This is a genomic window from Achromobacter sp. MYb9, from assembly GCF_002975275.1.
In the GTDB taxonomy this organism is placed as follows: domain Bacteria; phylum Pseudomonadota; class Gammaproteobacteria; order Burkholderiales; family Burkholderiaceae_B; genus Achromobacter.
Genome location: NZ_PCOQ01000003.1, coordinates 307,852 through 331,248 on the forward strand (window position 1 = coordinate 307,852; position 23,397 = coordinate 331,248).

General features: G+C 66.6%; 21 protein-coding genes. 10 read left to right on the plus strand and 11 right to left on the minus strand.

Annotated elements, in window-relative coordinates; translation table 11 throughout:
* Positions 1-11 precede the first annotated feature (11 nt).
* From CQ050_RS07830 to CQ050_RS07840, 3 genes are read right to left on the minus strand one after another with little or no spacing between them, the layout of a single operon-like run.
* Positions 12-1,439, minus strand: a complete 1,428-nt coding sequence (locus CQ050_RS07830; protein ID WP_105556237.1) for an efflux transporter outer membrane subunit — start codon at positions 1,437-1,439, stop codon at positions 12-14.
* On the minus strand, positions 1,436-2,491 hold the full coding sequence (locus CQ050_RS07835) for an HlyD family secretion protein (RefSeq protein ID WP_105556238.1): 1,056 nt from the start codon (positions 2,489-2,491) through the stop codon (positions 1,436-1,438). Before CQ050_RS07835 ends, CQ050_RS07830 begins: the two co-directional genes overlap by 4 nt.
* A 13-nt stretch (positions 2,492-2,504) precedes the next feature.
* Positions 2,505-4,001 carry an MFS transporter gene (locus CQ050_RS07840; RefSeq protein WP_105556239.1) on the minus strand — a complete coding sequence of 499 codons (1,497 nt, stop codon included), beginning with the start codon at positions 3,999-4,001 and terminating at the stop codon, positions 2,505-2,507.
* A 221-nt stretch (positions 4,002-4,222) separates the two neighbouring features.
* Here CQ050_RS07840 and CQ050_RS07845 point away from each other — a divergent pair, with 221 nt between their 5' ends.
* Positions 4,223-4,615: a DUF4148 domain-containing protein gene (locus CQ050_RS07845; protein ID WP_105556240.1), complete on the plus strand. Its 393-nt coding sequence runs from the start codon at positions 4,223-4,225 to the stop codon at positions 4,613-4,615.
* Here the strand turns inward: CQ050_RS07845 and CQ050_RS07850 are convergent.
* Entirely contained in the window at positions 4,579-5,376 is a 798-nt protein-coding gene (locus CQ050_RS07850; protein ID WP_105556241.1) for a helix-turn-helix transcriptional regulator, read from the minus strand. The genes CQ050_RS07845 and CQ050_RS07850 overlap by 37 nt on opposite strands.
* Positions 5,377-5,481: 105 nt before the next feature.
* Between CQ050_RS07850 and CQ050_RS07855 the strand changes: the two genes are divergently transcribed.
* A complete protein-coding gene (locus CQ050_RS07855) occupies positions 5,482-6,714 on the plus strand; it encodes an MFS transporter (protein ID WP_105556242.1) in 1,233 nt (410 codons plus the stop codon).
* Between the two features lie 15 nt (positions 6,715-6,729).
* Here the strand turns inward: CQ050_RS07855 and CQ050_RS07860 are convergent, their stop codons facing one another.
* Positions 6,730-7,059: a protealysin inhibitor emfourin gene (locus tag CQ050_RS07860; protein ID WP_105556243.1), complete on the minus strand. Its 330-nt coding sequence runs from the start codon at positions 7,057-7,059 to the stop codon at positions 6,730-6,732.
* Positions 7,056-8,120 (minus strand): M4 family metallopeptidase, encoded by a 1,065-nt coding sequence (locus CQ050_RS07865; protein ID WP_105556244.1) that lies wholly within the window; start codon positions 8,118-8,120, stop codon positions 7,056-7,058. Before CQ050_RS07865 ends, CQ050_RS07860 begins: the two co-directional genes overlap by 4 nt.
* Before the next feature lie 186 nt (positions 8,121-8,306).
* On the opposite strand from CQ050_RS07865, the gene CQ050_RS07870 reads away from it, so the two are divergent.
* Positions 8,307-8,954, plus strand: coding sequence for a DUF4375 domain-containing protein (locus CQ050_RS07870; protein ID WP_105556245.1), 648 nt, complete (start codon positions 8,307-8,309; stop codon positions 8,952-8,954).
* Here CQ050_RS07870 and CQ050_RS07875 read toward each other — a convergent pair.
* Positions 8,930-9,622, minus strand: a complete 693-nt coding sequence (locus CQ050_RS07875; RefSeq protein ID WP_105556246.1) for an aspartate/glutamate racemase family protein — start codon at positions 9,620-9,622, stop codon at positions 8,930-8,932. The two genes, CQ050_RS07870 and CQ050_RS07875, sit on opposite strands and share 25 nt — an antisense overlap.
* A 296-nt stretch (positions 9,623-9,918) precedes the next feature.
* Here CQ050_RS07875 and CQ050_RS07880 point away from each other — a divergent pair, with 296 nt between their 5' ends.
* The gene (locus tag CQ050_RS07880) at positions 9,919-10,800 is read left to right on the plus strand and encodes a prohibitin family protein (RefSeq protein WP_105556247.1); all 882 of its coding nucleotides are present in this window, start codon (positions 9,919-9,921) and stop codon (positions 10,798-10,800) included.
* On the opposite strand, the gene CQ050_RS07885 is transcribed toward CQ050_RS07880, so the two are convergent.
* Complete coding sequence (locus tag CQ050_RS07885) at positions 10,793-12,898, minus strand: PTS sugar transporter subunit IIC/EAL domain-containing protein (RefSeq protein ID WP_105556248.1); 2,106 nt, start codon at positions 12,896-12,898, stop codon at positions 10,793-10,795. The two genes, CQ050_RS07880 and CQ050_RS07885, sit on opposite strands and share 8 nt — an antisense overlap.
* 260 nt (positions 12,899-13,158) lie before the next feature.
* Between CQ050_RS07885 and CQ050_RS07890 the strand changes: the two genes are divergently transcribed.
* From CQ050_RS07890 to fhuE, 4 genes are all read left to right on the plus strand, one after another.
* The gene (locus tag CQ050_RS07890; protein ID WP_105556249.1) at positions 13,159-13,401 is read left to right on the plus strand and encodes a hypothetical protein; all 243 of its coding nucleotides are present in this window, start codon (positions 13,159-13,161) and stop codon (positions 13,399-13,401) included.
* A 124-nt stretch (positions 13,402-13,525) separates the two neighbouring features.
* Positions 13,526-14,029 (plus strand): RNA polymerase sigma factor, encoded by a 504-nt coding sequence (locus CQ050_RS07895; protein WP_105556250.1) that lies wholly within the window; start codon positions 13,526-13,528, stop codon positions 14,027-14,029.
* Positions 14,026-15,024: a FecR family protein gene (locus CQ050_RS07900; protein WP_105556251.1), complete on the plus strand. Its 999-nt coding sequence runs from the start codon at positions 14,026-14,028 to the stop codon at positions 15,022-15,024. The genes CQ050_RS07895 and CQ050_RS07900 overlap by 4 nt, the downstream gene beginning before the upstream one ends.
* A 210-nt stretch (positions 15,025-15,234) precedes the next feature.
* The gene (gene fhuE, locus CQ050_RS07905; protein WP_199196760.1) at positions 15,235-17,586 is read left to right on the plus strand and encodes a ferric-rhodotorulic acid/ferric-coprogen receptor FhuE; all 2,352 of its coding nucleotides are present in this window, start codon (positions 15,235-15,237) and stop codon (positions 17,584-17,586) included.
* A gap of 71 nt (positions 17,587-17,657) precedes the next feature.
* Here the strand turns inward: fhuE and CQ050_RS07910 are convergent, their stop codons facing one another.
* The 3 genes from CQ050_RS07910 to CQ050_RS07920 all read right to left on the minus strand — a co-directional run bounded on the left by CQ050_RS07910 (position 17,658) and on the right by CQ050_RS07920 (position 21,738).
* Positions 17,658-20,102 (minus strand): TonB-dependent receptor, encoded by a 2,445-nt coding sequence (locus tag CQ050_RS07910; protein ID WP_105556253.1) that lies wholly within the window; start codon positions 20,100-20,102, stop codon positions 17,658-17,660.
* A 110-nt stretch (positions 20,103-20,212) separates the two neighbouring features.
* On the minus strand, positions 20,213-21,217 hold the full coding sequence (locus tag CQ050_RS07915; RefSeq protein WP_158266039.1) for a FecR domain-containing protein: 1,005 nt from the start codon (positions 21,215-21,217) through the stop codon (positions 20,213-20,215).
* The gene (locus tag CQ050_RS07920) at positions 21,214-21,738 is read right to left on the minus strand and encodes a sigma-70 family RNA polymerase sigma factor (RefSeq protein WP_233213864.1); all 525 of its coding nucleotides are present in this window, start codon (positions 21,736-21,738) and stop codon (positions 21,214-21,216) included. Before CQ050_RS07920 ends, CQ050_RS07915 begins: the two co-directional genes overlap by 4 nt.
* Positions 21,739-21,850: 112 nt before the next feature.
* Here CQ050_RS07920 and CQ050_RS07925 point away from each other — a divergent pair, with 112 nt between their 5' ends.
* Together CQ050_RS07925 and CQ050_RS07930 are read left to right on the plus strand one after the other, a co-directional pair.
* Positions 21,851-22,360: a sigma-70 family RNA polymerase sigma factor gene (locus tag CQ050_RS07925; RefSeq protein ID WP_105556255.1), complete on the plus strand. Its 510-nt coding sequence runs from the start codon at positions 21,851-21,853 to the stop codon at positions 22,358-22,360.
* Between the two features lie 11 nt (positions 22,361-22,371).
* Positions 22,372-23,376 (plus strand): FecR domain-containing protein, encoded by a 1,005-nt coding sequence (locus tag CQ050_RS07930; protein WP_105556256.1) that lies wholly within the window; start codon positions 22,372-22,374, stop codon positions 23,374-23,376.
* Positions 23,377-23,397: the final 21 nt, after the last annotated feature.

The window sequence follows — 23,397 nt, forward strand, 5'->3', positions numbered from 1 at the left end:
GCGCGCCGGCCCTATTGCCAGCCGCCGCCCAACGACCGGTACAGGTCCACCAGCGCCAACGACACCGCGGCCTGCATGGACACCCGAGCCTGGTCGCTGGTCAACACGGCGTTTTGCGCGCTGAGCACATTGACGAAGTCGGATGCGCCGGCCGCGTATTGGCGCTGCGCGTTGACCAGGGCACGGCGCGCGCTGGCCGACGCGCGTTCCAGGCTGGCGTGCGCAAGCTGTTGGGACTGATAGGCGGTCATCGCGTTATCGACCTCGTGCCACGCGGCCAGCACGGTTTTCTGGAATAGCAGGGCGGCTTCCTGCGCTTGCGACTCGCGCAGGCGCAGCCGGCCCCGCAGGCGACCGCCCTCGAACAGCGGAATGTGCAACGCCGGGCCCACGCCGAAGATTCCGGCGTTATCCGTGTCCAGGTCCCGCAGCTGCAGGGCCTGCAGCCCAAGGTTGCCCGACAGCGTGATGCGCGGATAGAAGTCGCCTTCGGCCACGCCAATCGCGGCCACCGCCGCATGCAGCGTGGCCTGCGCCCGGCGGATGTCGGGCCGGCGTTCGGCGAGTTCACTGGGCATGCCTACCGGCACCCGCACGGGACCGCCCGGAATCGGCGCCACCGCCGCCAGCCGTTCGTGCAGCGCGTGGGGCGGTTGGTCCAGCAACAGCGCCAGCGCGTTCATCAACTGATCGACCCGCAGGGTTAGCGAAGGGACCGCCGCCTCGATGGCCGCCGCCTGCGCGTCGGCCTGCGACACGTCCAGCTCCGTGGCGACGCCTTCGCGCTGGCGCAGGCGGGTCAATGCCAGGTTGCGGCTGGCGTTGTCCAACGTCTTGTTCAATACCGCCAACTGATTCTGCGCCCCGCGCAGCAGGATGTAGTTGCGCGCCGTTTCCGCGCGGATCGACAAGACGACGCCGCGTTGCGCTTCCAGGGCGGCTTGCGACTGCGCGCCGGATTGTTCGACTTCGCGCCGGACTCGGCCCCACAGGTCCAGCTCCCAGCTGGCATCCACGCTGGTTTGCCACAGGTTGAAGGACGATCGGCCGTTGCGGCCCGATGGATCGGCCAGGCCGGTCTCGCTGTTCTGGCCGCGTTGGTAGCTGGCGCCGGCGCCCACCCGGGGCAGGGCGCCCGCTTCCGTGATGCCCAGCGCGGCCCGGCTTTGCCGCAGGTGCTCGTAGGCGATGCGTATGTCTACATTGGCTGCGCCGGCTTCGGCGATCAATGCGGTCAGGGTTGGGTCGCCAAAACTGTCCCACCACGATGCGTTCAAGGCGTCTTGGACGGGCGCGCTGGGCGCCGGCGTGGCGGTGGATGCGCGCCATTGCGCGGGCAATTGCGCTTGTGGCGCGACGAACTCGGGTTCGACCGCGCAACCGCCCAAGCCCAACAGCGTGATAAGCAGCAGCGCGCGCGATGGCTGGCGGCGTTTCATTGCACGGCCTCCTGCAACGTTGCGACGGTGTCGACAACGGCTTCCACCGACATGCCGGCACGCAGCCGTGGCGTGGTGTCCGGCAGGGCGTCCAGCACGATCTTGACTGGCAGGCGCTGCGCCACCTTGGTGAAATTGCCGGTGGCATTGCTGGGCGCAACGGGAGAGAAACTCAACCCGGTGCCGGGCGCGATGCTCTGCACCCGACCGTGCAGCGGCGTGCCGGGGTAGGCGTCGACGGTAATCGTCGCGGTCTGGCCCGGCCGCATGTGGGTCAATTGCCGTTCGCGGAAGTTCGCCACCACATAGGCCTGCTGCAAAGGCACGACCGCAAGGATCGCCGTGCCAGGGCTGACATAGGCGCCCACGCGCAACGCGCGGCGGCCGATCGTGCCATCGATGGGCGAGGTGATCTGCGTGTACGACAGGTTCAGGTCGGCGCGGTCTTTCAAGGCTTGGGCGCGTTGCAAGCCGGCCCGCGCGGCATCGCGCTGCGCCAACAGCACGTCTTGCTGCTTGCGCGCGGCCTGCAGTGTGGCCAGGTGCTCGGCCTGCCGCGCCTGCGCCGTCTCCAGCCGGCTCTTGGCCTGTTCGAACACCTGTTGCGTGCCTGCACCTTCACTGGCCAGGCGACGATGGCGCTGGAGTTCGCTCTCGGCGAAGCGGATGTCTGCCAGATCGGCGCGGGTGACGGCGTGGGCCTGGTCGATCACGGCCTGCTGGCGTTCCAGCGTGGCGGAGGCGTTGGACAGCTGCGCGGCGGCAACGGCCAGGTCGGCGCGGGCGGCGGCCAACGCCGCCTGATAATCGCGGTCGTCGATGCGGGCCAGCAACTGGCCTTGCTTGACGTCCTGGTTATCGTCCACCAGCACGGCTTCGATGAAGCCGGAGACCTGCGGCGCGACGATGGTGTGGTCGGCGGTGATGGTGGCGTCGTCCGTGGACTCGGTGGAGGTCGACGCGGACCACGACCATCCGCCGTAGGCGAGCAGGCCCAGTGCGGCGAACGCCGCGGTGCGCGGAAGCAAAGTGCGAAATGAAGGTGTTGTCATAAGGGACTCGATGTCAGGTTGCGGCGCGAGGCGGGTAGATCCGGGTCGCGACAAGGGGAATCAGAAGAATCAGCAGCACGGCCACGGCGGCCATGCACAGATAGAGATCGGCGGAGGTCATGACGGCGGCCTGCTCCTGCACGCGCCGGGACAGTCCGGCCACGCTTTCGCCGCCGATGCTCAAGGGGAAGTTGCCCAACTGGTCGGCCAGCTGGCTGGCGTGCGTGTTGCGGCGCCAGGTCGCCAGCGCGTCCAGCAGGCCGGTCGCGGCCACGGCGGCAAACCCCTTGATGGTGTTGAACCATGCGGACGCATACGGGCCGTCCTGGGGCGCGAGGCCGCCGGTGGCCAGCATCAGCAAGGGGATGACGGCCATGGGTTGCGCGAAGATCTGCACGGCCTCCAGCAGATAGAACTGGTCGCGCGACCAGACGGGCGTCAGTTGGGAGCCCAACACGCAGGAGGCGGCCAACAGCGACAGGCCGGCGGCCAGCACCCAGCGGCAATCGACCTGCCGCAGATTGCACAGCGCGGCGACCAGCGGCAGCGCGACCAGTTGCGGCAGGCCCATCGTCAACAGCACGGGCGCGGTTTCCAGCGGCCGATAGCCGCGCAGTTGCGCGAGGAAACTGGCGGGTATCAGAATCACGCCCAACAGCACGATCAGGACGCCGCCCAGGGTCAGCAGGGCATGGCTCAGATTGCGGTTGCGCAAAAGCTGGATCTTGAAGAACGGCAGCGGATGAGACCACTCGTTGACCATGAAGAGCACCATCAACACTCCGCCCGCGCCCAGCAGGCCGGCGATCAATGGCGAATTCAGCCAGTCCAGGCGGTCGCCTTGCAGCAGGCCGATGACCAGCATGGCCAGCGCCGGCGCGCCCAGCAGCAAGCCGCGCCGGTCGAACAGGCGAAACCGTTCCAGTTTGAGCGGGTCTTGCGGCAGGCCTTTCCAGACCGCGGCCATGGCCAGCAACGCGGGGCCGCAAACCAGCCAGAACGCCCAGCGCCAGCCCAGCACGTCGGTGCAGAAGGCGGCCAGCGGAATGCCAAGGCTGGGCGCGAACGTGGCCGTCAGCGCATAGCCGCCCAGGCCATACAGCTTGAGGTTGGGCGGAAGAAAGCGCAGCGCCACGGTCATCAGCATTGGCGGCAAGGCGCCGCCAGCCAGGCCTTGCAAGGTGCGCAGTAGCAGCAGCACGGGCAGGTTGGGAGCAAAGGGGCACAGCGCGCCGAACAGCGTGAAGGCGCCAAGGGCCGCGACGGTGAACCGGCGTAGCGAAAACGTGACCGAGCACCATGGGGCGAAAGCCATCGCGCAGACCGAGGCGGCGGCATAGACCGCGACGAACCAGGTGCCCTGGTCGACGCTGATGCCGAGCGCGCCGCGGATGTCGGGAAGCGCCATCTTGGTGACGTTCTCGTTGAGGCCGGCCAGGATGACGGCCAGCAGCACGCCGGATAGACCGGTCAGGATGCGCCGGCCAAAGGCCGATGAGGGAGACTGCATGGGAATAGCGCCTTGGAAGACAGGAGCCATTCAGTCTAGGGAGATGCGTCCTTATGAAACACCGGGCGCGGCGCAACGCAGGCTTGCGCCGCGTGCAAGGCTGGCGCATGCCGGCGGAGCGGGGCTTGCATGCAGGACAACACTGGATTGCGCGACAGGGGATTTATCGCGGCGGGCGTTCGGACGACCATGGCGGCACTTGATCACCGCAAAGGAATTCCATGAACACATTTCACCTATCCACCCTTGCCCTGTGCCTGGCCTTCATGGGCGGCGCCGCGCACGCTGACGGCAAGACGCGCGAACAGGTGCGCGCCGAATTGATGGAGGCCAAGGCACAGGGCCTGGTCACGTATGGCGAACAGCAGTATCCCGTCGATGTGCCGGCCACGGAAACGAAGACCGCCCGCCAGGTTCGCGACGAACTGGCGGCCGCCCGCGCGGCAGGCCTGGTGACGTTCGGTGAACTGGACTATCCGCCCGACGTTGCCGCGTCCACGGGCAAGACGCGCGAGCAGGTGCAGGCCGAGCTGCGCGAAGCCCGCGCACGCGGGCTGATGAAGTCGGGCGAGCTGGACTATCCGCCGGTAGCGTCTGATTTGTCCGCGAAATAACGGGCAGGCGTCTTGCCCAGCGTTTTCTTGAACATCGTGATGAACGCGCTGACCGATTCGTAGCCCAGGTCTTCGGCAGTGCGTTGCACGGACACGCCGGCCGACAAGCGTTGCAGGGCCAGGATGATGTGCAGTTGCTGGCGCCACCGTCCGAAGCTCATGCCGACTTCCTGTTGCACCAGGCGAGCCAGCGTGCGTTCGCTCATGGCGACACGCTTGCCCCATTGCGCGACCGTGCTGCGGTCGGCCGGGTCCGCGTCCAGCGCGTCGGCGATCTGACGCAGGCGTGGGTGTTGGGAAATCGGCAGGTGCAGGTGTTCGGTCGGCATGTGCGTCAACTGTTCGACCAGCACGTCCGCCAGCTGGCGATTGGCGGGCGTGGCGGCCTCCGTGGTCGGCAAGTGGGCCAGATGCACGAGCAATTCCCGCACCAGCGGCGTGACCGCCAGCGTGCAGCATTGGGCAGGCAAGCCGGGGACATCGGCGGGAACGAATAGAAAACAGACGCGCCCGTTCGCCGTGACGCGATTACTGTGCGGCACGCCGCCTGGAATCCAGACGGCGCACTGAGGCGGCACCATCCACAGCCCTTGCGCCACCGAGCAAGTCACGCCGCCGCGCAGCGCCAGCACCAACTGCCCCATGTGGTGGCGATGCGTGGGGGATTCGTTGTCTTGATCTGCTGCGTCCACGGGCATCGCGAACGTCCGTTGCGCCGGGGAATCGGTGTCGAAGGGCGGGGGCGGATAGTAGTGGCGCATGGGCGGCGCAGGGAAGGCTACGGGAAGATCGGGAATGGCGGAATTTAGGGATAGTTTGTCATTGTCTCGAAATTCGGTAAAGCGGCGAATGCGTAAGCTGGCGGCATGACTCGAATTCCCGCTTCCTTTCGTCCCGGCGCCCATCCGGTGTGGCTTATCGCAGGCATGCTTTGCATCGCGATGGCGTTGCGTGCGCCGGTGACCGGCGTGGCCCCGCTGATCGGCATGATCCGGGAACAGCTGGGCCTGTCGTCGACCGCGGCCGGCATGCTGATCACGTTGCCGCTGCTGGCATTCGCGGTGGTGTCGCTGTTCGCGGCGGGGCTGGCGCGCCGTTTCGGGCTTGAACGCGCGTTGTTCGGCGCGCTGCTGCTGATCGCGTTCGGCATCGTCGCGCGCACGCAGGGCGCGGCCTGGGGGCTGTATGCGGGCACGGCCATCATCGGTTCCGGCATCGCGATCGGCAATGTGCTGCTGCCCAGCCTGGTCAAGCGTGACTTTCCGCAGCGCGTGGCGGGCCTGACGTCGGCCTATGTGCTGACCATGAGCGTCGCCGCCGGCGTGGCTTCGGCCATCGCTATCCCGTTGGCCGGCCTGTCGGCGGGCGGCTGGCGCTTTTCGACACTGTGCCTGCTGGCGCTACCCGTCGTCAGCCTGTTGCTTTGGCTACCGCAGTTGTCCCATCACACGGCGCCCGCGTCGACCACGACGCATGCGCCGCATGGCGGCCGCCTGTGGCGTTCGCCGTTGGCCTGGCAGGTGACGCTCTACCTGGGCATCAATTCCTTCGTGTTCTACGTCGCCGTGAGCTGGCTGCCCGCCATCTTGCAAGATGCTGGCTATTCGGCCGAGCGTGCCGGCTCGCTGCATGGGTTGCTGCAACTGATGTCGGCCGGGCCTGCCTTATTCCTGGCGCCGGTGGTAAGCCGCTTGAAGGATCAGCGCGGCGCGGCGTTTTGCTCGGCGGCGTCGTCGTTCGTTGCCCTGGCTGGCCTGATCGCGATGCCGGCCTGGGCCACGCTATGGATCGTGCTGCTGGGCCTGGGCACCGGCGGGGGCATCATTCTGGGGCTGGCGTTCGTGGGCTTGCGGGCCAGCCATGCGCAGCAGGCCGCGGCGCTGTCCGGCATGGCGCAGTGCGTGGGCTATCTGTTCGCGGCGACCGGGCCGGCCCTGATGGGGGCGCTGCACGACAGGCTGAATAGCTGGAGCGTGGCGCTGGGAGCCTGCGCCGCGCTCTGCGTGGCGATGGCCATCATCGGCCTGTATGCCGGTCGCGCCATGCAGATTGGCGGATTCCGCGAGCATGCGGCGCCTACCGCGACAGCCGCGCAATAACGGCCTGGCAGGCACTTACACCGCGCCGGCGTGGGCTTTCCACAGACGGACCAGCGTGTCGGGCGCATCCGCTTCCGGCACGTCGAAACTGACGGCCGTCTGGTCGTCCCGGTCCATTACCATTTCAATGTGAAAGTAGCGCTGGTCGCCACCCGCTTGCCCGCATTCGGGCACGGCTTTAGGCGCGGCGCGTTGCAGCGCGTCGGACACGTCCTGGCGTACCCCGGGCGAGCAGGTCGACAAGTTGATGCTGCGGGGCTGCGACAGGGCGGGCAGGTACGCCAGGCCGCCTTCGCGGCTTAGCCGCACCAGCAGCACCAGGTCCAGCGGCGGCAGATCGATCATGACAGGACTCCCACGGCGGCCCACGCCTTTGCGATGGCTTGCTGCACGGCTGCGCCCTGGCGTTCGGCGGCGACCGTCAGCGTCAGCGCGGCGAAGGCCTTGAAGTCGGCATCGTGACGCAGGCGCTTGTCGCACAGCGTGTCGTACCAGACTTGCCCCGCGCCTTTCCACGCCGGCCCGTCCAGCGCGGTGGCGGCCAGGAAGAAGGCGCGGTTGGGGATGCCGGAATTGATGTGGACGCCGCCGTTGTCGCGCGGCGTGTCGGCGTAATCGCGCATGTGCGCGGGCTGAGGGTCCTTGCCCAACAGCGGGTCGTCATAGGCGCTGCCGGGTTCCGCCATGGAGCGCAGCGCGCGGGCGTTGATGCTCTCGGTGAACAGGCCGGCGCCCACCAGCCAGTCCGCCTGCCTGGCGGTCTGGCCCAGCGCGTACTGCTTGACCAGCGCGCCGAAGACGTCGCACAGCGATTCGTTCAGCGCACCGGGCTGGCCCTGGTAAAGCAGGCCGGCCTCGGTGTCGATCACGCCGTGCGTCAGTTCGTGGCCGATGATGTCCACCGCGATCGTGAAGCGGTTGAAGACTTCGCCGTCACCGTCGCCGAACACCATCTGCGCGCCGTTCCAGAACGCGTTGTCGTAGTCTTCGCCGTAGTGCACGGTGCCGACCAGCGGCAGGCCATGGCCGTCGATGGAGTGGCGTTTGTACACGTCCCAGAACAGCTTGTAGGTGGCGCCCAGATGCGCGTAGGCCTCATCCACGGCGGGGTCGCCGCTGGCTGGCCGGCCTTCGGCGCGCGCCAGCGTGCCTGGCAGGGTCGTGGTGTTGTCGGCGTCATGCACCGCGCGTTGCGGGGTGCCGGGGGGCGCGGCGTGACGCCCCGGGGCCAGCGTGGCGCGTGGCGGTTGCCCGGCCATTTCGCGCAAGCCGCGCTGTTGCTGGTCGATGATGAGCGTTTTGACGGCGGGCATGCTGACGCGGGCATCGGCATGTTGCGCCAGGCGGTCCAGCACATAGGGCGGGATCACGCCAATCAGGGGAGTGGACTCGGAAGGACGTGGCATAGTCGGTCTCTGTCGTGGCTGCCGCGCCAGTGGTGGCGCGGTGCAGCACAACTACGGTAGCAGATGGCCTTGCCCTGCGGACGTAACAGTGTGCGGCCTGATGCGAGCGCTGCCTACGCGATGGCGGCTCGACACGGAAGCGCCGGCCCGGTAAGGTTGCCCGCTTCTGAATCTGCTGTTTTTGACATGTCATTGACCCCCTACCGCATTCAATCCATCGGCTTGACCGATACGCATCTGTTGTTGACGCTGGCCAATGGCCACGTGCTGTCCGAGCCGATCACGCGCTACATCCGGCTGGAGAAAGCGACGCCCGCGCAACGCGAGCAATGGCAATCGGTGGATGATGGCTTTGGGGTGGTCTGGCCCGCGCTGCTGACGCCTTCGGCCCAAGGCATGCTCAACGTGCTGGACCTGCTTTGGGACCAACGCTATGAACAGGCGATGGCCGCGCTGGCCGCGGCCGAATGGAAGCTGGACCGCCTGCCGCTTGCCGACCAGGAACTGGTGGCGCTATGGCGCATGGAAGCCGACATCAATAACGGCGGCTTCATGCAGTTCCTGTGCAATTGGGGCGACCCGACCTGCCAGTTGGCCTTGCAGGCCCTGCGCAAGGTGGGCGCGACCAACATGTTGGCCGTGCTGTCGCGCATGCGCGCGCTGATCGACCGTTTCGAGGCCTTGCCCGAGGTGGTGGCGCTGAACGATATCTACGGCGCCATGACCGATGCGGAGCAAGAAGAGATGGAGTCGCTGGACCATGCGTTCTGGGACTACCCAGATGTGTTGTCGCGGCTGGGGTTGCAGTACTACGGCGTGAAGATCGTGCCCTGAGCGTTCGACATTTCCACCGCCGCCAACGCCGCCCGCAGGCCGGCGGCCGGGCTGCTCAATGGCGTCTTGTCCGACCGGGTAAATGCAGCCGCGCCAGCCATGGAAGCCTGTGCCAGCGCCACGGTGTCCGCGCCTTGCGCGTAGGCGGTTTCGGCGGCGTGTGCGATGGCGCGCAGATACGCGTCCACGTCCCCCGCTTTGAAGTCGTCCCAGGCGCCAGCAACCACGCGCACCTCCACGGTTGCCGTCCGGCGCTGGGGCAGCGCGTCAGACACCGATTCAAACAGTTGCCGGGTGGGCGCCACCGTGGTCGCGACCGCGCACAGCACCACGACGGATCCGCCGCTGCGCAACGCGTCCCGGGCCAGCGCGCGGTCCACGCGCAGCACGGGAACGGCATGCGTTGCCGAGAGCGAGTCGGCCGCCGGCCCCAGCGTGGAACAGGTCAGCAGCAGAGCATCCGCGGATACCGTCAGCGTGTGCATCGCCGCGCGCGTGGCGTCGGCGATGCTCTCCGTCATGCCGCCCGCCCGTTCCGCGGCCTCCAGCAGGTCAGGGCGCACGTGGTGCTGCAACGTGGCGCGTGCGGGGTTGCCGAATACGCTTGCCGCCGCGCGGTCGAAGACGGCGATGTTGCTGTGGGCGGTATGCAGGCAGGCGATGCGCATCGGAGGCGTCTCTTTTCAAGCTGAATAAGTGGTCTAGCGTAGCAGAGACGGCATGCTCAGCAACGTTCTGCAAAGTCTGGCAACACTCATGCCTGTCGCGAGGGTCCATCCGTCCCCGCCTCGGGCTAGAATCCGATGCTTCTTTCCCGGGGGGGACGCTCGATGAGGTATTTCCTGATCTTGGTTGGCGCGGCAGTGGTCGCCTACTTGCTGGCCCGCGGCATCGCGGCCGTGCTCTCGGACCGTAAACGTTCAAAAACAGATAGGGATTCCAAGTGAAGCCGACAGACATTCAGATGGTCAAGACGATCGGCGCGGTCAAGCCGCGCAGTATCAAGGTCGCTATCGGCGCAGGGATCCTGTTCCTGCTGATCCTGTTCCTGGCGTTCGGTTCGTGGTTCCAGGTGGATCAGGGCGAACGCGGCGTCGTGCTGCGCAACGGCAAGCTGGTGCGCGTGTCCGAACCGGGCCTGGACTTCAAGACGCCGTTTATCGACAACGTGATGACGGTGTCGGTGCGCGACCACACGTTCGTGTTCGAGAAGCTGGAGGCCTACAGCTACGACCAGCAGCCGGCCCACCTGCGCGTGTCCGTGACGTATCGCGTGCCGCCCGAGCATGTGGCCGAGCTGTATTCCGAATACGGCACGATCGGCAATCTGCAAATGCGCGTGCTGGAACGCAAGACGCCCGATGCTGTGAAGAACGTGTTTGGCCAATACACCGCCGTGCGCGCCATCCAGGAACGTCAGAAGCTGGGCCTGGACGTGAACAACGCGGTGCTGAAGACGATGGAAGGCGCTCCGGTGCAGGTGGTGGGCGTGCAGATCGAGGAAGTGGGTTTCTCGCAGGCCTATGAGCATTCCATCGAACAGCGCATGCTGGCCCAGGTGCAGATCGAGACGACGCGCCAGCAGAAGGAAACGGCGATGATCAACGCCGAGATCCAGGTGGTCAAGGCCAAGGCCGAAGCCGACGCGCGCCGTCAGCAATTCACCGCCGAAGCCGACGGCATCCGCATGCGCGGCGACGCCGAAGCGGCATCGATCCGGGCCAAGGCCGAGGCGCTGGCCGCCAACACCAACCTGGTGAGCTTGAACGCCGTTGAAAAATGGGACGGCGTGCTGCCGTCCACGCAGGTGCCGGGCGCCGCCTTGCCGTTCATCGGCATCAAGTAGGCGCCGGGGACGGGGGATGCGCCGGCAGGGGCGAGCCCGCCTGCCGCCGGCGCGTGAAGTCCACCACGCTGTCGCCTGACAGCGCCTTGCTGTAGTACCACCCCTGCACGATGATCTCGGCGGGGGAGGCCAGCGCCATCAGTTGCTGGTCCGTTTCCACTCCTTCCACAATGATCTGCAGGTTCAAGGCCTCGCAAAAGCGCAGCAGCCCGCTCATGACCAGGGCGCCGCGGTCGGAGTCTTGCGCGATGACGAAGCTGCGGTCGATCTTGACGGCATCGATCTGGAACTGGTGCAGGTAGCTCAGGGCCGAATAGCCGGTCCCGAAGTCGTCGATGTAGACTCGGGCGCCAATCGCATGCAGGCGATCGAACGCGGTATGCAACGCCTGGGCGTCTTCCACCAGCGCGTCCTCCGTCAATTCCACCGAGATCTGGCCGCCGGCCTGCGCCAGCACTCTGATCAGCTTTTCCAGATGGACGCCGGATGTCAGCGTGCCAGGGGTGACGTTGATGGTCATCGGCAGGATGAAATCGCGCTTGCGCCATTCCCGACATTGCAACACCGCCTGCTTGGCCACCCACAGGTCCACTTCGCGCATCAGGTCGGCCTCTGCCAGCCATCGCAGGAACTCCACGGGTGCGTGATGCGTGCCTTGCGGGCCCGTGGCGCGCAGCAGGGCTTCGCAGCCGGTGCACAGGCCGCTGCGCAGCGACACCTGGGGTTGGAATTGCAGATAGAAATCGTATTGGCTGATCGCTCGGATGCGGGCGTTTTCCGTGACCCGGCGCGCGCGGTCGGTGTAGGTTTTCACGATGGGGTCTTGCCCATACAGCAACGATTCCTCTTGCAGGCGGAGGAACGTCGTGTCCATCGATTTGAAGTAGACGGCCGCGCTGTCGCGGCGCTTGCGTTCCTGCGCCAGGATGAACGGCGCATACAGGCAGACACCGATGCCGACCAGCACGATCTGCAACACCACGCCGGCCAGGCTGTCGCCTGCGGCGATGTAGGCGTTGAACAGGACGGGCGAGGTCAGGGGCAGCGCCGTCGCGGCGGCCGGCAGCCAGCCCAGGTGCACCACGCCCAACGCGATGACGACGTTGACCACCGGCGCCAGGATGAACGGGACAAGCAGCCGGGGGTTCAGGATCAAGGGCAACCCGAACAGCAGGATTTCGTTCACGTTCAAGAGGCCCACGGGCAGGCTGGCCAGCGCCAGCAGCCGCAGGGGTTCGCTGCGCGAAAACACCAGGATGGCGGCCACCAGCGACATCGTTGCGCCTGAACCCCCGATAAAGACGAAGGCGCCAAGCAGGGTGCTGTTCAGTGCATACACGCCTTCGTAGCCGGCGGCGTGGCTGACGGCGTTCAGCAGCGTGGCTTGATCCATCACGCTCATGACGGGCGCCATCGCGTGGTATCCGTGAATGCCGAAGAACCACAGCAGCGAGTCCAGGCCGGCCGTCAACGCGCCCGATGTGAAGGGGCTTTCCAGCGAGGCCAGATTCAACGGAATGTTGAATTGCGCGACGCCGGGAATGCTTAGCACGGCGGACAGGACCATCACGACCAGGCCCGCCGTCAGCAGGCCGGGCACGACCATGTTCAGGGTGTCGCGGACGTTTTCGCCGAGCAGTCCGTCCGGCGCCAGCCAGGTCCAGCGGCGCCGATGCAGCCACGCCATCCAAGGCACGGTCAGCAATGGCGAAATGATGGCAATGAAAAGCACCAGCGTGGCCGCAGCCAGCGGATAGGGCGCCATCAGGCCTTCGGCGATCACCACGTAAGACAGGCACAGGAACGCGGTGGGCAAGTGCGGGACATGATGCCGGAACGACAGCATGTAGCCGATGGATGCGCCGGCCAGAATCGGCATGATGCCGGTCAGCCTGTCATGGATGCCGGCCAGCAGCTCGACGAGGGCGATGGGCAGGCCCAGCTGGCGGGCGGCGACGGATACGACGAGGAACAGGGCGGTGACCAGCAGGCACGGCAAGGTCCAAAGCAGGCCTTCACGGATGGCTCGCAAGGAGCCGGCGGTGGCCAGCGCGGCCAGGCGGTCCTTCGGGTAACGCGGCAGCGTTGATTTCGGCATGGCGGTTTTGCCCAGGATCCGTGCCAGCGAACGAATCCGCTGCCGTGTTTGTAAGAATATTTTGCTACATCCTAGTCTCTGTTTTTGCGGTTTAGCAATCGAAATGCCTCGAAATCCTAGGGATTCCCCTCTGTCAAGAATTGCAAAGCGGGCGCAAGGTGGCAGTACAGGCTTGAGGGAGCGCTATACGATCAAGCGGTTGCTGGCCCGTTTCGCGGGGTAGGCGCACCAGCCAATAAGCTTCAATAAAGGAGACATGGATGTCTCAGTTGGATTGGACGTCTGGCGATACGGCGCCGGATCGGCAGGGCTATTACGAAACCCGGTTCGACACGGGGCGCACGGCCATCACGCTGTACAGCGTGCTGGGTTGGATGCCGGTGAAGACGCCCGGCAACATGGTGGGTTGGCGGCCGTTGCCGCCAGAGGCCGAAAAAGAAGAGGCCGAACGCCACATACAAGAGATCCGGGCGGCGCAAAGCCATATCCCCATGGACTACTAGCAGGCCAGTGCAGGGTGGCGGACATGCCCTGCCATGTGTGGCGGCCATGCGACGGTGCGGTTGCGATAATGAGAATTATTTGTAAAATTCGCAGCCCTGCCGTCATTCGCTGCCCGATTGGTCCATGTCCCGCCCTTCCTCGCCCCGCACTGGCTGGCTCGCCTATTACGACGAGCTGGTGGGCGTATGGAGCCGGCGCACGGGCAACCGCCACGACGCCGAGGACGCGGCGCATGACGCCATCGAGCGCCTGTTGAAAGCGGATGCCAGCGTAGCCCTGAAAGCGCGCGGCTATCTGTTCCAGGCGGCAGGGCACCGGTTGATCGACCGCTGGCGCAGGCAGGATCGCGCGGAACACATACCGTGGGACGATCTGGACGAGGCCGACCAACAGGTGCTGGAAGACGCCGACGCGCCCGTGCGCGCCGCCAGGCTGGCAGACGATCTGGCCAAAGTCCTGGCAGAATTGCCCCCCAAGTGCCGCGAGGCCTTCGTGTTGAACCGCATCGAAGGCTGGACGCAGGCCGAGGTGGCGGCGCATATGGGCCTGTCCAAGAATATGATCGAGCGCTATGTCATGCGCGCCATTGAATATGTGCGCGACCGGCTGCGCGAACACAATCCATGAGCATGCCTTTTTCGAACGACCGCGACGATCCGCGCGAGCCGGCCACCGCAGCGTGGTGGTTCGCGCGCTGGCACTCGGGCGAATTGACGCGGCGCGACCGGCGCGAGTTCGCCCGGTGGCGGCGCGCCCATCCCGATGCCGCGCGCGAATTTGATCGCATGCAGCAATTGGGGACTGCCGCCGCCGGTTTGCCGCGGGATCAGGTGCGCGGCCTGCTGGGTGGCGCCGTGCCGGCACGCCCGCAACCGCGCCGCGAGCGCCGGTTCGTGTTGCGCGTCGCCCTGGCCTGTGCGGGGCTGGCGACCATGGCGTGGGGCATCTGGTGGAGCTTGCCGGTGGAAGCCCCGTCGTTCACCACGATGGTCAGCACCGAACGCGGGGAACGCCGCCAACTGACCTTGCCGGATGGGTCGGTGCTGGAGGTCAACGGCGGCACCCGCGCCCAGGTGAAGCTGTATGCGGGGCGCCGGCAGGTGGACCTGGCAAGCGGAGAAATCAATTTCACCGTCAGCGCCGACGCGGCGCGGCCCTTCATCGTGGACGCCGGCAGCGGTCGGGTGCGCGTGACGGGCACGGTATTCGATGTGCGCCGCGATGCGGATCAGGTGGCGGTACTGGTGGCGTCCGGCACGGTGCAGGTATCGGGCGGCCATTGGTGGAACCTGGGCCATGCCGTATTGCGGGCCGGCCACGGCATCACGGTGCCGGGCAGCGGCGCGATCGGCGTGCCTGCGCCCGCCGACGTGCAGACCGCGACGGCATGGCGAGAGGGGCGGGTGGTGTTCAAGGACACGCCGCTTTCCGAGGTGGTGCGCGACATGAATCGCTATCTGGCCACGCCGCTGCGGCTGGCCGATGACAAGGCGGGCCGTCTGCGGGTGTCGGCGTCGTTCACCCTGGATCGACCCGAAGCGTTGGTCGACGCCCTGCCGGCGGTGGCGCCGGTGCGCCTGGCGCCGCGGCCGGGCGGCCCCATCGACATCTACGCGAACTGAGTGCGCCCGGCGCTGTTACAAAATAAATGGGAATGAGATTCAGGTTTATCTGCGGTTGAGGCGTTCTACGAAGGAAGGCGCACGCGCCGCACGCCCGGCTTCGGGCGCGCAACCCCCTCCGTCGAACCGAAACAGCAGATATTCGTGACCCATCCCACAAGCAGTCATTCCTTCGCGGCGATGCGCCGTCCGGGCGCCGCACCGCGTTTCATGCTTTCCACCCTGACGCTCGCCCTGGGCCTGGCGCTGGTCGGCGCGCCTGACGCTGCGCGCGCCCAAGCCGCCGCCGTCTCGGTGGACATCGCCGCGCAACCGCTGGGCGACGCCCTGATGCAATGGGCCGCCCAGACCAAGGTGCGCGTGTTCTATGCGCCCGACGTGGTGGCGGGCCTGAGCTCCCGCGGCCTGCGGGGCAGCCTGCCGCCCGAGGAAGCGTTGCGCAGCCTGCTGCAAGGCACCGGCGTGGCATACCGTTGGCAGGGCGACAGCATCATCCTGTCGCGCGACGGCGGCGTGACCAGCCTGGCGCCCGTGACGGTGACGGGCAGTTCGGATCCCGCCATCACCGAAGGCACCGGGTCCTACACCACGCCGGCGACGGCCGCCGCCACGGGCTTGACCTTGTCGCTGCGCGAGACGCCGCAATCGGTCAGCGTGGTGACGCGGCAGCGCATCGAAGACCAGAACCTGCGTTCGCTGGACGAGGTGATGGGCAACGTCGTGGGCGTGCAGGTGGTCAGCGAGGACACCGACCGCACCGACTTCTGGTCGCGCGGGTTCTACATCGACAGCCTGCAATACGACGGCGTGCCGACCACGATCGGCTTGTCCATGTATGGCGAATCCGACAACGATTCGTTCGTCTACGACCGCATTGAAGTGGTGCGCGGCGCGACGGGGCTGATGACGGGCGCGGGTAACCCCGGCGCGTCGATTAATCTGGTTCGCAAGCACGCCAATAGCAAGACGTTCACGGGGTCGGTCAGCGCGGGCTTCGGCTCATGGAACCAGTACCGCGGCACCGTGGACATGTCCACGCCGCTGAACGAGGAAGGCACCGTGCGCGCGCGCATGGTGGCGCTCTACCAGGGGCGCGACTCCTACATTGACCTTTACCACGCCAACAAGAAGGTGTTCTACGGCGTGATCGATGCCGACCTGACGCCGAATACGCGGCTGAGCGTGGGCGCGGACTATCAGGACAAGCGTCCGCGCGCCTCTACCTGGGGCAGCCTGCCCGTGGTGTTCAGCGACGGCACCGCCACCGACTGGCGCCGGTCCAAGACCACGGCGGCGGACTGGACGTATTGGCACACGACCAACCAGACGATGTTCGCCACGCTGGAGCACCGCTTCGAGAACGATTGGGAAGTGCGCGCGGACTGGTCGCAGCGCAAGAGCAAGTACGACGCCAAGCTGTTGTACCTGTACGGCGCCCTGGACCGCGAAACCGGCACGGGCTTGCGCGCGCTGCCGGGCTACTGGAATTCCTACGCGCAGCAGACGTCGCTGGACGTGCAGGCGAAGGGGCCGTTCACGCTGCTGGGCCGCAAGCACGAGGTCGTGGTGGGCGCGATGCGCAGCCGTTACGGCGAGGATTTCTACCGCTACGGCTTTGACAGCAGTTCGCTGGCCAGCACCGGCAACTTCTACCAATGGGACGGATCGTTCGCGCAGCCTGCCTGGACCGACGCCAGCCTGCGCCCGACCGTCACGCACCAGGAAGGCGCATACGGCGCCGTGCGCTGGTCGCTGGCGGACGGCCTGACCGCCATCACGGGCGGCCGCTACGCAACCTGGAAATCCAAGTCGGACACGCGCGACCAGAAGGATTCGCAGTTCATCCCGTACGCCGGCGTGGTGTTCGACATCAACGACACGTATTCGGCCTACGCAAGCTACACCGACATCTTCCAGCCGCAGGACAACCGCGACCGCAACGGCAACTACCTGGATCCGACGCAGGGCAAGAATTACGAAGTGGGCGTGAAGGGCGAATACCTGGACGGCAGGCTCAACACGTCCCTTGCGCTGTTCAAGGTCAAGCAAAGCAAGGTGGCCGTGCTGGACGGCGACGTGTTGGTGCCGGGCTCGGTCGAGCAGGCCTACACCACGGCGGACGGCGTCACCACCAAGGGGGTCGAACTGGAAGTCAGCGGCCAACTGGCCACGGGCTGGAACGCCTACGCGGGCGGCACCTATTACACGAGCCGCGATGCCCAAGGCGTGTCCGTCAACCCGGAGCGCCCGCGCGCCATGGCCAAGCTGTTCACGACGTACCGCTTGCCGGGCGACTTCAACAAGCTGACGGTGGGCGGCGGCGTCAATTGGCAGATTTCGACCTATAGCGATGTCAGCGCGGGCAACGACACCGTCACCGTCAAGCAGAAGGCCTACGCCATCTACAACCTGATGGCGCGCTACGACTTCAATTCGAACCTGACCGCGCAGTTGAACCTGAACAACCTGTTCGACAAGAAGTACTACCTGGGCGGAATCGGCAACCAGGTGTATTACGGCGAACCCAGAAGCGTGTTCGTGAACCTGACCGCGAAGTTCTAAGCGGCTGTGTGCTGGCGGGCCGCGGCCAGCACGCCCCGCCGCCCATTCGTAATCCACCGGGCGGCGCGGACTTAGAAGTCGAATTGCGCGGACAGCGATACCGAGCGCGGGCTGCCCATGTTCAACCAGCCGCCGCTGACGCCGGCGGCGGACGCCCAATAGCGCTTGTCGAACACGTTGTCCACCCCTAAGCGCAAGGTGACCGGCTTGGCGTTGGGCATGCTCAGCACGTACCGCGCGCCCAGGTCCAGCGTTGTCCACGCGGGAATCTTCTGCGTGTTGCCCGTGTTCACGTATTGCGAACTGGCGTGGTTGACGCGTGCGGTCAGCGTCAACGACGGCACGAAAGCGGGATCCCATTCCACACCCGCGCGGTACACCCATTTGGGCGCGCCAGCCGCCTTGTCCCCGTCGTTCTTGCCGTCGGGCGTCGAGGTCAGCACGGCGTCCAGCAGCATCGCGCCGCCCAGCACCCGCACGCCGCGCACGGGTTCGCCCATGACTGAAAACTCCAGGCCGCGGTTGCGCTGTTCGCCATTCAGCGAATACAGCCGCGTGGCGGGGTCGTACTGGGCATTGGGCCGGGTGGCCTGGAAAGCGCTGACGGTGGCCATCCAGGTGTCCAGATCCACCTTGACGCCGGCCTCGTACTGCTTGCTCTTGTACGGGGCGAACACTTGTCCCGCGTTCAGGGCAAAGTCGGGCGCGGTGGGGCCCTTGTTCAACGCTTCCATGTAGTTGCCGTAGACCGAGACATTGCGCCAAGGTTTCACAACCACGCCCACGCCCGGCGTCGTGGCGCTCTTGTCGTAAGAATTGCCAACGCCATTGGTGTAGTCGGTCACGTCCACGCGTTGATGCCGGATGCCGCCCATGATCAGCAGTCGGCCGTCCAGCATCGACATCGTGTCCGCCAGCACCACGCTGCTCAAGTTGCTGCGCGAGGTCATGGGCAGGTTGTCGAGATCCGTCGTGAAGTCCGGCTTGGGGTAGTAAATGGGGTTGTAGAGATTCGACGCGCCTTCGCCGTTGTATTCGCGGGCCGCATAGTTCTTTTGCCACAGGCCGGTTGCGCCCACCGTCACCTCGTGCTGGATCGCGGCGGTCGAAAACGTGACGCGCACGCCGGCTTCTCCGGTGGTCGAGCGGGTTTCGGCCGGGCGATACGAGAAGTACTCCAGGAAGTCCCCCTGCGAATTACTGATCACCGGTTCGGGCGACAGGATGTCGCGCTGCGAGTGCTGGCCACCCACGGCGGCGTACGCCGTCACGTTCGACGCGATGTCCACTTCGCCGCGTAGCATGCCGTATTGGGTTTTCGAATTGGCGTAATTCCATTTCTGCGTGGGGTTGACGTCTTTGCCCGGCGGCTTGGGAATCGAGAACGAGCCGGTGTCGACGAAGTACCACCATGCGCCGCGTTCGATCTTCAGGCGGTCGTAGCCCAGATCGGCCGACAGGCGCACCCGCTCGCTGCGGTAATCCAGGCCCACGGTGGCGTTGCCCATGGTGTTGTTGTTGTCGCGCACGGCGCCTTCGCCATTCCGGTAGACGCCGTTGACGCGGATGCCGAATTGGTCGGACTCGCCAAAACGCCGTCCGATATCGACGTGGCCGCCGAACTGCGAGCGCGAATCGTACGTGGCGGTAAAGCGGGTAAGGGGATCGTCTTCGGCCCGCTTGGGGACCAGATTGATGCTGGCGCCGATGCTGCCGCCCGGCGAAATGCCGCGCAGGAAGGCGGAGGTGCCTTTCAGCACTTCCACGCGTTCCACGGTTTCGACCGGCATTTTCGTGGGCGGCGCCACGCCGTACAAACCGCCATAAGTGATGTCCTCGCCCAATATGTTGAAGCCGCGCACGTGCGGCTGGTCGATGTAGCTGTCGCGCGGCCAGCCCGACACCACCGACGGATCATTGGCCAGCACGTCGCCGATGCTGCGCGCTTGCTGATTTTCGATCAGCGCCGCCGTGTAGTTCATGGTGGAAAACGGCGTATCCATCACATCGCGGTTACCCAGAATGCCGACCCGGCCGCCGGTGGCGACCTGCCCGCCGGGCGCCGGCGGAGGCGGTGTCCAGTTGTCGCGCATGCCGGTCACCGTGACGGGGCTGAGTGTTGTCACGCCGGGTTCCGCGGGGGCGCGGCGCAATTGGTAGGCGCTGCCACCGTCTTCCGCCACGGCCTCAAGCCCGGAGGCTTGCAGGATCCGGGCCAGCCCGCCGGATACGCTGTGGCTGCCCGACAGCCCCTGGCTGGACTTGCCTTGGGTCAGCGCGGGGTTGATCGCGATCAGTACATCGGCCTGCGCACCGAATTGCGCCAGCACGCTATCCAGGGTCCCGGCTGGGATGCGATAGTCGCGGGCGGCGGCTTGTGCTTGGGGTTGCGCGTGGGCCGTGGCGCAAGCGCCAGTGAACACGGCCGCCACGGCCAGCGCCGCTGCGGCCAGCCGGAAGGACGTGGGGGCTTGAACACCGCGGCGCGCGGCGAAATGAAAAGAATGCGGGGTCATCGGCGTTGCGTTCCTTGGATGCCTTTGCCGCCAAATCGCGGCAGGCTTGCCGGTATGAAACGCGAGCGCTGGAAATCTGCCGGGCTGTTACAAAATACTTGGGAAAAGCGCTATTTCCGGCTGACGGTGACCCAGTAGCGGGTGCGGTACGTGAGCCGCAGGTCCAGCACCCGCGCGATCAGCGACAGCGCCTGATCCGTGCGGTCTAGCGGGAACGTGCCCGAGATTGGCAATGAGGCGATGTCGGGGTCGCATCGCACGATGCCTCGGCGGTACCGCGCCAGTTCGGCCAGGCATTGCGCAAGCGGCATGCGTTCGGCCATCAGCACGCCGTGCGTCCAGGATTCGGCCGATAGGCCCAATTCGGCGGGCGTCGATACGCGGTCGTCGCGCAAGTCGGCGCCCTGGCCGGCCTCCAGCAGAACGGATGGGCCGGTGCGCGGTTGCAGGCGCACGATTCCTTCGAACAGCGCCACCCGGACATGGCCTTCGCCCGTATCGCGCACGCTGAAGCGGGTGCCCACGGGCGAGATGGTGCCGTGGCGGGTATCCACGCGTAGCGGGCGCCGGCTGGCCTGCGTGCCGGACGTCACCATGATCTCGCCGGCCAGCAGGACGACGCGTCGCACGCCGTCTTCGTCGCGAACGTCGAGGGCGGTGCCGGTGTTCATCAGCAAGCGCGCGCCGTCGTCCAGCACGACCTCGCGGCGTTCGCCCGCGCCGGTGCGGTAATCGGCAAAGGTTGCCCGCAAGGGATTCATGCCTTCCAGCGACCAGGCCATTGCGCCCACGCCGCCGGCAGTCAGACCCAAGGCCAGGAAGCGGCGCCGGCCGCGCTGGCGTGCGACCTGTTCGATGGCGCTGCGTGCGGCGGGCCCTTGCAGGCGGTCCACCGCGCCGGGCATGGCAAGCAGGGCGCAGACCCGTTGCCAGGCGGCTTCGTGATGCGGGTGCGCCGCGCGCCAGCGCGTACAGGCGTCGGCCACGCCAGGATCGCCAGGCGATGACTGCAATTGCACCAGGTGGGTGGCCGCCTGTTGGACCACGGCGGGCGGCAACGGCACGGCGTTCGGGTCGCGCTGGAACAGGGGCGGCCCGTCGCTGCCGGCGTTCACGCGTAGACCGCCTGATAGCAATGGGCGATTGCCTTCACCATGTCTTTTTGCACGACATTCAGCGTGAGTTTCATGTGGCCGGCGATTTCGCGGTAGCTCATGCCTTCCAGTTGGGCCATGAGGAAGATGCTGCGCGCGCGGGCAGGCAGGTCCGCCAGTACGCGGGAGATCGCCGACAAGGCTTCGACCACCAGGGCGCGCTCTTCTTCAGACGGTTGCACGGCGTCCGGCTGGCTGGCCAGCGCTTGCAAGTAGCTGCGTTCCAGCGCCAGGCGGCGGTAATAGTTGGCCGTCAGCCGGGCGGCCACGGTGGTGAGGTAGGCGCGCGGTTCTCGCACGCTGGCGACGGATCCGGCGCACAGGATGCGTTCGAACACATCGTGCGCCAGGTCGGCGGCGTTATCGGCGTCGCCGCCGAGCTTGCGGCGTAACAGGTCCTGCAGCCAGCGGTGGTTATCCCGGTAGAGGCGGTTCAGGTCATGGTCAGGCCCGGCGTCCGCCGCCATGCAATGGCTGCTCATGCTGCTCCCCAGTGCGAATTCGCGGTTCTTGTAAACGGATCGAAGATAATTATAATTGCGAATCATTTTCATTGTGTATGGATATCTGGCGGCGACGCCGGGGCGCCACGTCATGCCTTCTTCTTCATTCGCCCCTCGCGCCGAGGTGCAATCCGTCTATCTGGCCCACCACCAATGGTTGCGGGGCGTGCTGCAGCGCAAGCTGGGGAATGCGTCCGATGCGGCCGACGTGGCGCACGACACCTTCGAACGGCTGATCCGCGCGAATGTGCGCGAACCGCTGAGCGAGCCGCGCGCCTATCTGCGCACGATCGCCACGCGGCTGCTGATCGGCCGCGCGCGCCGGGCGGCGCTGGAGACGGCCTATGCCGAATCACTGGCGTTGCAGCCGGCCGCGGTTGAACCGTCGGTGGAAGCCCGGGCGTTGATCCTGGAGGCGCTGGAACAGGTGTGCGAATTGCTGGACAGTCTGCCGATGATGAGTCGCCGGATTTTCCTGATGGCACAGATCGATGGCTTGTCCTACGCCGAAATCGGGCAGCAGCTGGGCCTGACGCCCAACGCGGTGCAGAAGTCGCTGGCGCGCGCGCTGGTGCATTGCTATACGGTGGTCTACGGGTGAGCGTCGGTCGGATGGACAGCGCCAAGCTGCTGCGGCCGCATGCGCCCGAGGCGGGCCGGATCGATCCCAAGGTCATCCGCCAGGCCGCTGACTGGTGGGCGCGCCTGCGCGAGGGCGCGACCGACGCCGACCGCGCGGGGTTCGAGCGCTGGCGCCAGGCCCAGCCTGCCCATGAATTGGCGTGGCAGCGGCTGAGCGCGCTGACGCGCGACGTGTCGCTGGGCGTGACCGAGGCGGGCAGCGGCGTGGCCGGACGCACGTTGCGACAGGCGCCGCTGATCCAGTCGCGCCGCAACGCGATCCGCTGGATGGTGTCGGCCGCCGGGATAGGCCTCGCGGCGTGGGCGGTGGGCGAACGCGGCGCGATCCGCCGCCTTAGCGCCGACCTGCGCACCGGCACGGGTGAACGGCGGGTGCTGACGTTGCCGGACGGCGCGCTGCTGGAACTGAACACGGGCAGCGCGGTGGACCTGCGCTATACCGCCAGCCATCGCGAATTGGTGCTGCGCGAAGGCGAGATCCTTGTGACCACGGCGCAAGATCCGCAAGGCCGTCCCTTCACGGTACGCACGCGCAGCGGTGTGCTGACGCCCGTCGGGACGCGCTTCCTGGTGCGCGACCTGGACGAGGGCAGAGCGATGCGCGTGGCGGTGTTGGAAGGCGCGGTGGACGTGCGCGGCCTGGGGCCCGCCGATGCGCCCCGGCGCGTACCGGCCGGTGAACAGGCCGACTTCTCGCCCGGTGCGGGTGTCGTGGCCGGGCCGCTGGCGCCCGCGACCACTGCCTGGCTGAACGGCATGTTCATCGCCGATGAACTGCCCTTGTCGGACTTCCTGCGCGAACTGGGGCGCTATCGTCCCGGCCTGTTGAACTGTTCCGACGCGGCGGGCGCGCTCCGGGTCGTGGGCGCCTTTCCGCTGGCCGATACCGACAAGGTACTCGCCATGCTGCAAGAAGTGCTGCCCGTGCGCGTTCGCCACTACACGCGTTATTGGGTCACGGTCGGGCTCGCGTGAGCCGCGCTTCCGTGTCTTGCG